Consider the following 12,647-nt stretch of genomic DNA (forward strand, 5'->3'; position numbering starts at 1 on the left):
TCCACAACTGCCACGGGCAATGCATGTACGAAATAGCTGCACGACGGCTGGCGCTGGATCTATAATTGGGTTCGGCAAACATAAATTGGGTTCGGCAAACATAGTTGATCAGTATAGCTAAGCTGTCCCTCGTCAAGATTGAGAAAAACGAGAGCCTGCGGTCCAGCCTGCTCGCCGTGGGCATATGGCGGCGGGGCGCGGTCATCACCACCGATCTGCGGCTCGTTCGGACGGCGCGAAACCCAATAGGCGGTGAGCTCTTGTTCAAACGGCTGGTCCAGCGCGGCGTCAGCGGACAGCAAAATACCATCAAATGTAAACGTGGCCTGACCCTGCATATATTCATCAGGCGTCAGAACCGCGTCACGCCAAAATGTACCCAGCGCCAATACGTAGTTTTGCGGTGACGCCGCCATGCTATTAAACATCTGCGCAGGGCCAGTTTCACGGCAGGATAGCGCGAATACCGGCGTTGCAAGCACCATTAGGCAGCACGCAAAAACTGTGGATTTCATCGTAATTCCCCCCGAAATGAATGTGCCGTTGCGCAGTGTTGCATTCAAGCTCTCTTGACGTGGCCCTCCGTCCCAGCCAATTGAGGCGCATGGCACAACCTCCTCTACTGACCCTTTCCGATATCGCGCTGACTTTTGGTGGCGATCCTTTGTTCAACGGTGCGAGCCTGATCGTACAACCGGCAGACCGTGTATGTCTGGTCGGGCGTAACGGTTCGGGCAAATCCACGTTGATGAAAATCATGGCCGGTTTGGTCGAGGCGGATAGCGGCGAGCGCTTTATGCGCCCCGGTATGAACGTCTCCTATATGGACCAAGACCCTGACTTCACTGGATATGCCACGCTGGGTGACTTCGCGATGGAAGGTCTGGAATTTGGCATGGAGTGGAAGGTTTACGCCGCCGCTGAGGGGCTGAAGCTGGCACTGGAACGCGACCCCGCACAGGCATCAGGGGGAGAGCGCCGCCGCGCTGCTCTGGCAAAATTGCTGGCCGCTGAACCCGATTTGATGCTGCTGGACGAGCCGACGAACCACTTGGACATTCAGGCGATTGCCTGGCTTGAGGAGCATTTGAAGCAAACACGCTCTGCATTTGTGATGATTTCGCACGACCGAACCTTCCTGCGCGAACTAACTCAAGCGACCCTATGGGTTGATCGGGGCGTTGTGCGCCGGCAGGAGCGTGGCTTTGAAGGGTTCGAGGATTGGCGTGACAAAACCTTCGAGGAGGAGGATTTGCAGCGTCACAAGTTGAATCGCCTAATCAAGGATGAGGCGCGTTGGGCTGTTGAGGGTATCTCCGGACGGCGTAAGCGGAACCAGGGGCGTGTGCGCCGCCTAGGTGAATTGCGTGACGAGCGGTCAAGCCAAATCCGGCGTCAGGGGACGGCTGCGATGGGGTTCATGGCGGGGTCAAAATCCGGCCGCTTGGTGGTTGAGGCCACAGATATATCCAAGACCTATGAAGATACCGTTATCGTCAACGATTTTTCGATCCGCGTGATGCGTGGCGAACGGCTGGCACTGGTTGGGCCGAACGGCGCTGGCAAAACATCGCTGCTTAAGCTGCTGATCGGAGAGGAAAATCCGGACACCGGTACGGTAAAGATCGGCACCGGTCTAAACCCCGTTGTGTTTGATCAGAACCGTGCCGCGCTCGACCTGAATGCCAGCTTGTGGGAGAGCCTTGCCGGTGATCCGCTGCTGGGTGTTTCGGGGCGTTCGGATCAGGTTATGGTGCGCGGTACGCCGCGCCATGTTGTTGGCTATCTGAAGGATTTCCTGTTTGATGATCAACAGGTTAGATCGCCTGTTAAGGCGCTGTCCGGTGGTGAGAAGGCACGTTTGTTGCTGGCCAAATTGATGGCGCGGGAAAGCAACCTGTTGATCCTCGACGAACCTACAAACGATCTGGATGTTGAAACGCTGGATCTGTTGCAGGAGCTCGTAACAGATTATGATGGCACGGTTATTTTGGTCAGCCACGACCGTGACTTCCTTGACCGCGTGGCCACAACGACGATCCTGATGCAGGGTCAGGGGCGCACGCAGGTTTACGCCGGCGGGTGGTCCGATCTGGAGGCGCAGGGCGCGAAATTCGGTGAAAATGCCGAGGCTGCTATCGGGCTGCAAAGTGCCAGCTCTACGGCTGCGCAGAAAAAGACTCAGGAATTACCCAAGGCCGCGCCCGTTGCCGCCAATCCGGTGAAGGTCGCTGCGCTGGAGGCCGAGATGGAAAAGCTGCAAGCGGAGATCGCAAAGCTGGAAAGCTTCCTCGCGGACCCTGACCTCTACGCCAAATCCCCCGCCAAGTTCGACAAGGCGACCGCTGGTCTGGTGGAGCGGCAGGAGAAGCTGGCGAAGGTTGAGGAGGAGTGGTTGGAGTTGTCGGAGGGGTGAGGTCTCCCCACAGGCAGGTTATTAGAAATAGGTTAGCCCAGTCTAGGTGCCTTAAATCATGCGCAGATTGCAAAGATGAATGCCGCAGTCGGCATAAAAAACTGTATCATAAGTACGCTACGACCGCTTCTCTTATTAAAATGCGTACCTTCAAAACGATCCCTATTCATAAATTCAGGGATTTTTTCGTAAAAACGCTCAACAAAAATATCTACTATTTCATCATTTTTCACATCAAAATTATTAGGCATCTCCCACATAAATCTCTTTAGACTGCCATTTGTGCTCAAACCGCTGGATTCACCCCTCGCTGTCGTCTCTATGAAGTCGTTTAGGTGGCGAGCAGAGTTGTGCAATATTGAAAATTTGTCGCTCGCGATTTCGCTGTGTAAGTGTAGGGAAAAGCTTGCGTAAAAAAACATTAACAATGAGTTTAATAGAGTCTCAAATAACCTCTCGTCGGGGTTCAGTCGAAGGCCAAGAAACTCAAAATTTGTCCAATCGACGTTCATCACTTTTGCTAGAACACACGTAAATATTGCGCCATATAGCAGAGCAACAGCCTCTTCAGAGTTTCTGGCGACAAACCGCTTGCCATCGGTGCTTTTAAACAATTTTGCTCAACGTCCCAATCAGATTCTATTCCGAAACTCAAACATCCACATCCTCCACAAATCTAGCGTTCTCCTGAATGTACTGAAAGCGCAATTCCGGCTTCTTACCCATCAGGCGTTCGACTAGGCCGCCGGTTTCGCCGGGGGAGTCTTCGTCTACTGTTACTTTAATCAGCGTCCGCTTGAGCGGGTTCATTGTGGTGTCTTTGAGGTCTTTTGCGTCCATTTCACCCAGACCCTTAAAGCGGGAGATGTCGATTTTGCCGCGACCGCCGATGCCTTTTTCCAGCAAGCGGTCCTTTTCGGCATCGTCGCGAGCGTAGACGCTGATCGCGCCCTGTTTCAGTCGGTAAAGCGGTGGGGCGGCGAGGTATAGGTGGCCGCTATCGATGAGTGGGCGCATTTGACTGAAGAAGAATGTCATCAGCAGCGCCGCGATATGTGCGCCGTCCACGTCCGCATCGGTCATGATGATGACCTTGTCATAGCGCAGGTCGTCTATCCGGAATTTGGTGCCCATGCCTGTGCCGAGCGCTTGGGTCAGGTCGCTGATTTCCTGGTTCGAGGTCAGTTTCGACGACGCCGCGCCCAGTACGTTCAGGATTTTTCCGCGCAGGGGCAGTAGGGCCTGCGTTTTGCGGTTGCGCGCCATCTTGGCCGAGCCGCCCGCGCTGTCACCCTCGACCAGAAACAGTTCGGTGCCGTCGCGGGTGGCGGTGGAGCAGTCCACCAGCTTGCCCGGTAGGCGCAGTTTTTTGGTCGCGGTTTTGCGCGCGGTTTCCTTTTCCTGACGGCGGCGCAGGCGTTCCTCGGCCTTGAGCACCAGATAGTCGAGGATCGCGCCGGCGGATTTAGGGTCTGCTGCCAGCCATGTATCAAAGCGGTCGCGGATCGCGGTTTCGACGAGGCGCTGCGCCTCGGTTGTGGCGAGGCGGTCCTTGGTCTGCCCCACGAATTCAGGCTCCGCGATGAACACGGAGATCAGCGAGGAGGCGCCGGCCATCACGTCGTCGCGGGTAATTTGCGCGGCTTTCTTGTTGTGGGCCAGTTCACCGTAGGCGCGAATGCCCTTGGTTAATGCAGCCCAGAAACCGGCGACATGGGTTCCGCCCTCGGGCGTGGGGACGGTGTTACAGTAGGACGACATGAAGGCGTCGCGCGCCGGCGTCCAGTGAATTGCCCACTCGACGGAGCCGGGCAGGTTGAAGCGCTCGCCAAAATCGACCTTACCTGCGAAGGGATTTTCTGCATAGGTTACAGCGCCCTCAAGGATTTCCTTGAGGTAATCTGCCAGACCGCCGGGGAATTTGAAGGTGGCCTCTGCCGGAACATCCGGTGCCTCGATCGCGGTTTTCCAGCGGATTTCGACGCCGGAGAACAGGTATGCTTTGGATCGCACCATTTTCAGCAAGCGGGCCGGTTTGAAGCGAGCGGCGGCGCCGAAAATCTCCGCGTCCGGATGGAAGGTGACGGTCGTGCCGCGCCGGTTCGGGGCTGCGCCAACCTTGGCCACCTTGCCCTGCGGGATGCCGCGTGAGAATTCTTGGGCAAAGAGCTCCTTGTTCCGCGCAACCTCAACCCGAACATGGTCGGACAGGGCGTTCACAACCGAGATACCAACGCCGTGCAAACCGCCCGATGTCTGGTATGCCTTGCCCGAGAATTTACCGCCTGCGTGCAGGGTACACAGGATTACCTCAAGCGCGGATTTGTCGGGGAAGCGGGGATGGGGATCAATCGGAATGCCGCGGCCATTATCGCGGATCGTCACGGAGTAGTCGGCGTTCAGCTCAACCTCGATCCGGTTGGCGTGACCGGCCACGGCCTCATCCATCGAGTTGTCGAGAACCTCGGCCACCAGATGGTGCAGGGCGCGTTCGTCGGTGCCGCCGATATACATGCCGGGACGCTTGCGCACAGGCTCCAGACCCTCCAACACTTCGATAGAGGAGGCGTCGTAGGATTGCTCTGCGGCATCTTTGAAGAGATCGTCGGCCAATTTTGGCTCCCCAGTCTGGTGTTGGCGGTTTCTCATTAGACCAGATGCAGCGGCGGGCTACCAGTGCTGCCGCCCGCGAAAACAGGGAGAATGAGATGAAGCTGAGCGGATTTTTGAAAGCGTTGGCCGTGGGCATCACGTTGACTGTCCCAGCAATGGCACAGCAAGTCGGACGTATCACCAGTGAGGAGGTGTTTCGCGCCTACGCGCTGAACCGTCTATGGCTGGCCGACGGCGGACAGGTCGAGATTTTCGCGGATGGACGGCTGCGTGCTGATTGGGGCGGTCGTATTCTAAATGCGCAATGGCAATGGGATGCGCAGCGCCAGATGATGTGTCGTGAGGGGGATTTCGACGGGGCGGCGCGTCCCTATGAATGCCAGATAATCAGCCTGACAGAAACCGGTATGAGCATCAGCCGGTTCGAGGGGCGCGGGCCGACATTTCGATTTGTCGAGGCCGTAGAGTAGAGGGCAGGTGCCTCCGGCGGGGATATTTGGGGAATGCGATGGGTGGCGGTCGCGATATCCGCACGGACGGGTTTGTAATTTGGTCAGGCTAGCGGATGTTTCTCCAGCACCAGATCGCGCAGGCGTTCATCTAGGACATGGGTATAGATTTCGGTCGTGGAAATATCCGCGTGCCCCAGCAGCATCTGGATGGCACGCAGGTCGGCGCCGCCTTGCAGCAGGTGTGTGGCGAAGGCATGGCGCAATTTGTGGGGGCTGATCTTGGCCGGATCGAGATTTGCTTTGATCGCGATCTGTTTAAGCGTCAGGAAGAAGCTGACCCGCGTTAGGTGACCGGATTTGCCCCGTGACGGGAACAGGAATTTCGACGGGGTTGCGCCACGTTGCAGGTCGTCCTCGGCCGCGTCGCGGGTGTTCAGCCATGCGGTTAGCGCGGTGTGGGCGTCGTCGGAGAGGGGGACCATGCGGTCGCGCCCCCCCTTGCCCCGTATCAGGATCATGCGGGGCCGTCCCCGAGCGGATGCGACTGGCAGGCTGACCAATTCCGTCACGCGCAGGCCTGTCGCATAGAGCATTTGCAACATGCAGGTATTGCGCAGGCGGTCCGATTCCGTTCGCCCGACAGTGGGGGCGGCGGCGAGCAGGGCGTCTACCTCGTCCATATCCAGCGAGCCGGGGATACGCTTTGCCTTGGCCGGTCCACGGATCAGAGCGGCGGGATCGTCGGCGCGAAACCCTTCAACAAAGGCAAACCGATAGAATTGCCGCAGCGCGCTGAGACGGCGGGCGCGGGTTGCGGTCGCCATGCCCTCAACCTCCAGCGAGCTCAGGAATGCCTCGATATCCGCGCGGGTGGCGGATTCCACCGGGGTGCGATCCTGTTGGAATTCCATGAACAGCCGGATATCGCGGGTATAGGCGGCCAATGTGTTCGTGGCGGCGTCCTGCTCGGCCCGAATAGTGTCGAGAAAGGCGCGCAGCCAGCCATCAGCCGTGCCGGTATGGCTCATATCCGGTCGCCCAGAAACAATGTCTCGACCGCTATGTCACGGGCCAGAATGTCCTGTCCGGCGCGGCGTAGCAAAATCAGGGCACGGCGCAGGTCATCCGGCTCCACCCCTGTTCCGGCATCTAGGATACGCAGCGCGTCCAGTAACCGCGTGCCCGTCGCACCGGGTGGGAAGGGAGTATCTGCCGGCGCGGAAAAGGCCGCATAGATCGCATAGGCCAAAATGTCCCGATCCCGCTGAATGGGCTCCTGCGGGATTTCAGCCAAGGGTTGGATTTGAATGGCCAGCGCAATCCGGTCGCTGAGCGGAGCGGGGTCCGGCATCCATGCGCGAGCACCGGCACTACGGCCATCCAGCAGCATATAGCGGGCCATCAGGTCATCTGCCTCACCCACCGGAATTGCGCCGAGGCTGGCACCGTATTCGCGTGCAGCAGCAGCGCGCAGTCCTAGCGGTGCGATCTGCGAGTCCATCTCATGCAATGCGGCCAGAACGGTTGTGGGATCGCGGGTCAGCAGTGCCTCGTCCAGATCCTGCACCGCGTGCATCCGGCCCCATATCCCGCCAGAGGCAGCAGGTGCACCCGCGCGATAGGTGGAAAACAGCACCGATGCTGGCAGAACGCCGCCGCGCGACAGGGCCTCCGCCGCAGAAATCCGCGCACGCAGGGTGTGATTGCCGCTGAGGTCACCATCCAGCCATGCCAAGGGCAGCGGGCCCGAGGGGCGCAATTGTCCGGTGCTTTCCCGCAGGGCGAAAGTCAGCGCGGTAACGGGATCGGGCAGGGGAAGCTGCGTTTCAGGCGGGAATGCCTCATTATCCAGAAACCAGCGCAGGTGATCGGCGGTGACGGAATCGAATTGTTCCAGTGCAATGGCCGTTTCCAGCGTCAGGCGCGCAATCATCCATTCGCCATGCCGCGCCTTGCACCAAATCGTGTGGCTAAGGCCGGGGGACAGACCGGGCCGCGCGGCGAGCCGTGCGCAGGCTGGTCCAGAGCGGTTGGTCAGGGCGGCGACATCCAATGCGAGGGCGACAATCTCCTGATCGCTGGCATCCAGTGGGGCGCGGGCCAGCATCGCCTCCGCCGCATCCAGACTGCCAAGGGTCAGTAATGCCTCGATCCGTGCGGCCAGAACGTCACCGGTATCACCCTGTGGGGGGATCGCCTCGGCCAGCATCAAACGCTCAAACAACGCGCGGCTGCTGGGTGTGCCGGTGCCGTGCAGGTTGCCGATATTGTTGACCAGCCGCTGTGCAGTGCTGGACGCCCACAGATTGGTAGGAAGGCCGGTTGCGCGAGATGGCAACAGGCCCAATGCGGTGCCGTCGATCCCCGGCAAAACCTGTTGCTGTACATTTGCCGTCGGTGCGGTTTGCGCAAACGCGCTAAACGAAACCGTCCCTGACAGTAAAGCAGCCGAGATCAGGGCGACGCCTCTGGCGCGGGCCCCCATGGTCATGACCCCGATTGCAGGTCAATCTGAACCTCAACAGGGGCGATGGGCGCCTGTGGGGGAACAACAACCGAATACACGGCAAATCCTGCCGCAATCAGTAGCAGCAGAACGAATATGTAGAAAATGACCTTGCCCATGGAGCCCCCGCCTGTGCGCATCATGTCCGGATTTCGCGTTGTGCCTTGCCCGGACGCCTCATTTTTGTCAGATGCTAACGCGACGCCGCGGCAGGGTCCAGCATGGCCCTGCATCAGTTCGGCACAATTCGAAAGAAGGCCACGACAATGAATGATATTGTTGATCCAGTTCCGGGGCGCTCGATCGTATTGATAGGTTTGATGGGCGCGGGAAAGACCAGCGTGGGCAAACGGCTGGCTGCGCGACTGGACCGGCCATTTGTCGATTCGGATCATGAGATTGAAGCCGCCGCTGGTCAGGACATCCCCTCCATCTTTTCCACACTGGGTGAGGAAGCGTTTCGCGATGGCGAGCGTCGTGTCATCGGGCGACTGTTAACCGGACCGGCAAAGGTGATTGCCACGGGTGGTGGCGCATGGATGAACGCAGATACCCGCGCGGCAATCGGTGAGCAGGCGATTTCTGTTTGGCTGGATGCGAAACTGAACACCCTATATGGCCGCGTGGCGGACAAGCCCGGGCGGCCGTTGCTGGACGGTCAGGATGCACGCAAAGTGCTCGAAGATCTGATGGCGGCGCGCTATCCGGTTTATCAGCAAGCTGACGTGCGGGTTCTGTCCACTGCGGGTGCAAATCATGAGAAGATGGTGGACCGAATTATTGCCGCCCTCGAACAAGGAATGAAGCCATGATAAATGATATCAAACCCTTGCGTGAATTGGTTCATGTGAATTTAGGCACGCGCAGCTACGATATCATCATTGGTCCCGATCTGCTGCGCGAGGGGGTTGAGCGCATCAATGCGTTGCTACCGCGCAAGCGGGTTTGCATTGTTACCGAGGAGCGCGTTGCGGCGCTGCATCTGGAAAAACTGCAATCCGCGTTGAGCGCCGGCGGTATCACCAGCGAGGCATTGATCCTGCCCCCCGGTGAAAGCACCAAGAGCTGGCCGCATCTGGAACGCACGGTCGAATGGCTGATCGAACAGAAGGTCGAGCGGGACGATCTGGTACTGGCCTTTGGCGGTGGCGTGATCGGTGATCTGGCGGGCTTTGCTGCGGCAATCCTCCGGCGCGGGGTCGGCTTTGTGCAGATGCCGACATCCCTGCTGGCGCAGGTCGATAGTGCGGTTGGCGGCAAGACGGGGATCAATTCTACCCGTGGTAAAAACCTTATCGGTGCATTTCACCAGCCACGCTTGGTTGTCGCGGATATGGATCTGCTGGGTACGTTGCCGCCCCGTGATTTTCTGGCTGGTTATGGTGAGGTCGTGAAATACGGCCTGCTGGGCGATGCAGATTTCTTTGCGTGGTTGGAGCTGTATGCGTCATCCATGGCAACAGGTGATGTGGCCGCGCGCGCCCGCGCCGTGCAACGGTCCTGCGAAATGAAAGCGGAGATTGTCGCGCGGGATGAGCAGGAGCGCGGGGATCGCGCCCTGTTAAATCTGGGCCATACTTTCGGCCATGCGCTGGAGGCGGCGACCGGCTATTCCGACCGCTTGCTGCACGGTGAGGGGGTGGCGATTGGTTGCACCTTGGCGTTCCAGCTATCCGCCCGACTGGGCCTGTGCTCGCAGGAGGCACCCAGCCGTGTCGCCGCACATTTGCGCGCCATGGGGATGAAGGCGACACTGGCCGATATTGCAGGTGAGCTGCCCGATGCAGACGGTCTGATCGCGCTGATGGGGCAGGATAAGAAGGTCAAGGACGGGCAGGTGACGTTCATTCTGGCCCGCGATATCGGTGATGCCTTTGTGGCGAATGGCGTGGATATGGCGCAGGTTAGCGCCCTGTTGGCTGAGGAGTTGGCTGCGCGCCCCAACTAGCGTTGGCGTGCGTGGACGACACCGGATGCGAGCAACACGCCGAGGGCGACAATGGTGATGCCTGCCGCCTTGACCATGCTGATCGGCTCACCCAGAAAAATCCACCCGCCGATTGCCGCCATTACAGGGACGAGGGCCGCGCAGGCCGCCACCTTGCTGGGTGCGATTTTGGACAGGGCATAGCCATAGGTCATTGTGGACACGAACCCGCTCAACCCGCCCTGCATCACGATTTGCAGGATCAGGGCCGATGGGGGTGTTTCGGGGATACGGCTGGGGATGAAGGGCAGCAGCGCCAGAAAGGCCAGCGACGACCAGAAGCAGATCATCGCGGCCGCATCCACGGGGCCAATCGTGCTGCGCTTATACGCCACAGTATAGCACGCCCATAGCATTGCACCGGCAGAGATCAGCAGATGCCCGCGCCATGCACCCGATTGCGCGTTGGTCAAAGCCTCCCACCCGCCAACGCCTAGTGCGCCAGCAAGGATCAGCGCAAAGCCGATGATCCGCAGGGTTGAGAAGCGCTCCCCCAGAAACACAAAGGACAGCGCCGCCACGTATAGCGGCAACATCGACGGGGCGAACACGCCGCCATCTGCCACAGGCGCGTATTGCAGTCCCCATGAAAGCAGGAAAACAAAGGCGAAGCCGCCGACCAAGCCGATTGTGATAACCTCAACCCAGCGCGCACTGGGGGGGATGGGCGACCGGCGTAACCAGACGGGCGCGAAGAGCAGGGCGGCTGGTAAAAATCGCAAAATCCCCACATCCGCCGGACTAAGCTGCGAAGTGGCAGCCGCGCGGGTTGCGACCAGAAAGCTGGCCCAGATGGTCAGGGTGACGGCAACCGCGCCCCATGCCAGCGCAGCCTCACGACCCTGCATGGTCATTGTTCAGACCCGCAGGGCTGGCGATGGATCGTGCGGATGTTTTGCATTTTGGGCCTGCTGGACGAGGAGTTCGCAGTGGCCTTTTACGCCGAACAACTGGCCCCGCCAAGGACGCAGAATTTTGCGCAATGCGGGTGGTTCAGTTTCACAGGGCGCTCGGCCTGTTCCAGTGTTGAGCCCATCTCGAATTCCGGCGCGTAGGGCAGCAATGTGCAGGCCAGAACGGCGGGGGTCTCCGCGCCCTTACGCTTGACCACCATGCGCGACGAGGCGCACATGATTTCACGCGGGGATTTGTTTAAGATACCCCAGCAAGCGGTTGTAATTTCGGGAACATCGACCTTTTCGTCCATCTCGGGGAACAGCACGGTCTGTCCCGGATTTGTGGCATCGATGGGGAAATTTTCGGCGGCGAATAGCGCGGCATAGCCTGCGCGGCTTTCAATATCGGTATCGCCCCACAGGGTACGTCCGGCGACGGCCATGGCGAAGCCCTCATCCCGCAACCAGCGCATCCCGTCGAGGGTGACGGCATATGCTCCCTTACCCCGTTCCTCATCATGCATTTCGGGCAGGAAGTGATCGAGGGAGACGCGCATCGTCAGCTTACCCGGATAGGCATCACGTAGATCGCGCAGTCCCTGCTGTACCTGTGGGCGCATCATCGGGCGCATGGCGTTGGTCAGGATCAGCACCTCGAACCCCGCGGCCAGCGAACGGCGCGTCATCTCGATCATTTGCGGGTTCATGAAGGGCTCACCACCGGTAAAGGCGATTTCGCGCACGGACCATTTGCGATCAAAGATTTGGGTCAGGTAGTCGCTGACCTCATCCGCAGTGATATATTCCAGGCGATCATTGGTGGGTGAGCTTTCGATATAGCAGTTCACGCATTGGATGTTGCACAGCGTGCCGGTGTTGAACCACAGCGTCTCGGCCTTCATCAATGGAACGGAGGCGCGCGCCTCACCCTTTGCCGTCACATCAGGGTCGGTGAATTTGGCGGCGGGCAGTGGTGGGACGATATGCGTGTTCAACTCTCAGCTCCTCGGATCAGGATATCCTATCGACCTAGCTTGCGCGGGCGATCATTGCCAGATGGTTTGCGTTCACAAAAACATGTGGAAACGCGATCATTCAGGCTGTTGCAGTGCATTTGTCACGTAAAAACGTCGAAATTTGGAGGGGCGGCACGGCCTATAGCTGTTTTTCGTAACGCCATGCCGGTAAGGTTAGCGTTATGTGACGCAGGTTCAACGTAACGTTATGTGTCGTCGCCCGTACCCAGCCCTGCTTTTCATAGAACCGAGCGGCGCGGATATTACCTACGGCGCAGGACAGCCATGCCACCTGATGGCCGTTTGCCGCAATCCGCGCCTTAGCATCCATGACCAACTGCTCTGCCAGTCCAGTTCCGCGTGCGGCTGTATCCAGAAACAGATGGCTGAGCTGATCCTGCGCCGTGATGCACAATCCCGTAGGCGCGCCAAACGGACCTGCAATTCGCAGGTCAGTCCATTCACGATCCACACGCGGCAGGAAGGACGGAAAGTCGCGCTCGGCAATCAGTTCTTGTGGGGATAGTTCGGCATGTGAATCGTGCCATGCGGCGTGCCACAGGGTGGCAATTGCCTCACGCTCGAACAAATGGGGGGTTCGGACGGGATCACCCATCAGCATCGTCCGAGGGGGGATACTGGAGCGGGTGAAGGGAATCGAACCCTCGTCATCAGCTTGGGAAGCTGCTTCTCTACCATTGAGATACACCCGCATTTCAATACGGGTTGGCTACGACAGGTCCGGGCGGGCGTCAAGCGGT

General features: G+C 59.0%; 13 protein-coding genes and 1 tRNA gene. 4 read left to right on the forward strand and 10 right to left on the reverse strand.

Annotated elements, in window-relative coordinates:
- Positions 1–59: 59 nt before the first annotated feature.
- Positions 60–515 (reverse strand): hypothetical protein, encoded by a 456-nt coding sequence (locus CR254_RS07310; RefSeq protein ID WP_145996712.1) that lies wholly within the window; start codon positions 513–515, stop codon positions 60–62.
- Between the two features lie 89 nt (positions 516–604).
- Between CR254_RS07310 and CR254_RS07315 the strand changes: the two genes are divergently transcribed.
- Complete coding sequence (locus CR254_RS07315) at positions 605–2,416, forward strand: ABC-F family ATP-binding cassette domain-containing protein (protein WP_097929195.1); 1,812 nt, start codon at positions 605–607, stop codon at positions 2,414–2,416.
- Between the two features lie 56 nt (positions 2,417–2,472).
- Here the strand turns inward: CR254_RS07315 and CR254_RS07320 are convergent, their stop codons facing one another.
- The gene (locus CR254_RS07320; RefSeq protein ID WP_145996713.1) at positions 2,473–3,030 is read right to left on the reverse strand and encodes a hypothetical protein; all 558 of its coding nucleotides are present in this window, start codon (positions 3,028–3,030) and stop codon (positions 2,473–2,475) included.
- 37 nt (positions 3,031–3,067) lie between these two features.
- The gene (parE, locus tag CR254_RS07325) at positions 3,068–5,029 is read right to left on the reverse strand and encodes a DNA topoisomerase IV subunit B (RefSeq protein WP_245851485.1); all 1,962 of its coding nucleotides are present in this window, start codon (positions 5,027–5,029) and stop codon (positions 3,068–3,070) included.
- Positions 5,030–5,124: 95 nt separating this feature from the next.
- Here parE and CR254_RS07330 point away from each other — a divergent pair, with 95 nt between their 5' ends.
- The gene (locus CR254_RS07330; protein ID WP_097929198.1) at positions 5,125–5,499 is read left to right on the forward strand and encodes a hypothetical protein; all 375 of its coding nucleotides are present in this window, start codon (positions 5,125–5,127) and stop codon (positions 5,497–5,499) included.
- An 83-nt stretch (positions 5,500–5,582) separates the two neighbouring features.
- On the opposite strand, the gene CR254_RS07335 is transcribed toward CR254_RS07330, so the two are convergent.
- From CR254_RS07335 to CR254_RS18025, 3 genes are read right to left on the reverse strand one after another with little or no spacing between them, the layout of a single operon-like run.
- A complete protein-coding gene (locus CR254_RS07335) occupies positions 5,583–6,509 on the reverse strand; it encodes a tyrosine recombinase (RefSeq protein ID WP_097929199.1) in 927 nt (308 codons plus the stop codon).
- On the reverse strand, positions 6,506–7,972 hold the full coding sequence (locus tag CR254_RS07340) for a hypothetical protein (RefSeq protein ID WP_145996714.1): 1,467 nt from the start codon (positions 7,970–7,972) through the stop codon (positions 6,506–6,508). Before CR254_RS07340 ends, CR254_RS07335 begins: the two co-directional genes overlap by 4 nt.
- Positions 7,969–8,106, reverse strand: coding sequence for a hypothetical protein (locus CR254_RS18025; RefSeq protein WP_180955923.1), 138 nt, complete (start codon positions 8,104–8,106; stop codon positions 7,969–7,971). The genes CR254_RS07340 and CR254_RS18025 overlap by 4 nt, the downstream gene beginning before the upstream one ends.
- Positions 8,107–8,253: 147 nt before the next feature.
- Here CR254_RS18025 and CR254_RS07345 point away from each other — a divergent pair, with 147 nt between their 5' ends.
- Together CR254_RS07345 and aroB are read left to right on the forward strand one after the other, a co-directional pair.
- Positions 8,254–8,799, forward strand: a complete 546-nt coding sequence (locus CR254_RS07345; protein ID WP_097929525.1) for a shikimate kinase — start codon at positions 8,254–8,256, stop codon at positions 8,797–8,799.
- A complete protein-coding gene (gene aroB, locus CR254_RS07350) occupies positions 8,796–9,935 on the forward strand; it encodes a 3-dehydroquinate synthase (protein WP_245851486.1) in 1,140 nt (379 codons plus the stop codon). Before CR254_RS07345 ends, aroB begins: the two co-directional genes overlap by 4 nt.
- Here aroB and CR254_RS07355 read toward each other — a convergent pair.
- The 4 genes from CR254_RS07355 to CR254_RS07370 form a co-directional block, all read right to left on the reverse strand.
- Complete coding sequence (locus tag CR254_RS07355) at positions 9,932–10,828, reverse strand: DMT family transporter (protein ID WP_097929201.1); 897 nt, start codon at positions 10,826–10,828, stop codon at positions 9,932–9,934. The genes aroB and CR254_RS07355 overlap by 4 nt on opposite strands.
- A gap of 83 nt (positions 10,829–10,911) precedes the next feature.
- The gene (locus CR254_RS07360) at positions 10,912–11,865 is read right to left on the reverse strand and encodes a radical SAM protein (RefSeq protein ID WP_245851487.1); all 954 of its coding nucleotides are present in this window, start codon (positions 11,863–11,865) and stop codon (positions 10,912–10,914) included.
- Between the two features lie 160 nt (positions 11,866–12,025).
- Positions 12,026–12,502 (reverse strand): GNAT family N-acetyltransferase, encoded by a 477-nt coding sequence (locus CR254_RS07365; RefSeq protein WP_180955924.1) that lies wholly within the window; start codon positions 12,500–12,502, stop codon positions 12,026–12,028.
- Positions 12,503–12,525: 23 nt separating this feature from the next.
- A tRNA-Gly gene (locus CR254_RS07370) sits at positions 12,526–12,599 on the reverse strand.
- Positions 12,600–12,647 lie beyond the last annotated feature (48 nt).

This window comes from Pontivivens marinum, from assembly GCF_900231835.1.
Taxonomy (GTDB): domain Bacteria; phylum Pseudomonadota; class Alphaproteobacteria; order Rhodobacterales; family Rhodobacteraceae; genus Pontivivens; species Pontivivens marinum.

Coding starts and splice junctions, on each gene's coding strand:
- CR254_RS07310 (WP_145996712.1), bottom strand. CDS start 515: ATGAAATCCACAGTTTTTGCGTGCTGCCTAATGGTGCTTGCAACGCCG.
- CR254_RS07315 (WP_097929195.1), top strand. CDS start 605: ATGGCACAACCTCCTCTACTGACCCTTTCCGATATCGCGCTGACTTTT.
- CR254_RS07330 (WP_097929198.1), top strand. CDS start 5,125: ATGAAGCTGAGCGGATTTTTGAAAGCGTTGGCCGTGGGCATCACGTTG.
- CR254_RS07335 (WP_097929199.1), bottom strand. CDS start 6,509: ATGAGCCATACCGGCACGGCTGATGGCTGGCTGCGCGCCTTTCTCGAC.
- CR254_RS07340 (WP_145996714.1), bottom strand. CDS start 7,972: ATGACCATGGGGGCCCGCGCCAGAGGCGTCGCCCTGATCTCGGCTGCT.
- CR254_RS18025 (WP_180955923.1), bottom strand. CDS start 8,106: ATGGGCAAGGTCATTTTCTACATATTCGTTCTGCTGCTACTGATTGCG.
- CR254_RS07345 (WP_097929525.1), top strand. CDS start 8,254: ATGAATGATATTGTTGATCCAGTTCCGGGGCGCTCGATCGTATTGATA.
- aroB (WP_245851486.1), top strand. CDS start 8,796: ATGATAAATGATATCAAACCCTTGCGTGAATTGGTTCATGTGAATTTA.
- CR254_RS07355 (WP_097929201.1), bottom strand. CDS start 10,828: ATGACCATGCAGGGTCGTGAGGCTGCGCTGGCATGGGGCGCGGTTGCC.
- CR254_RS07365 (WP_180955924.1), bottom strand. CDS start 12,502: ATGGGTGATCCCGTCCGAACCCCCCATTTGTTCGAGCGTGAGGCAATT.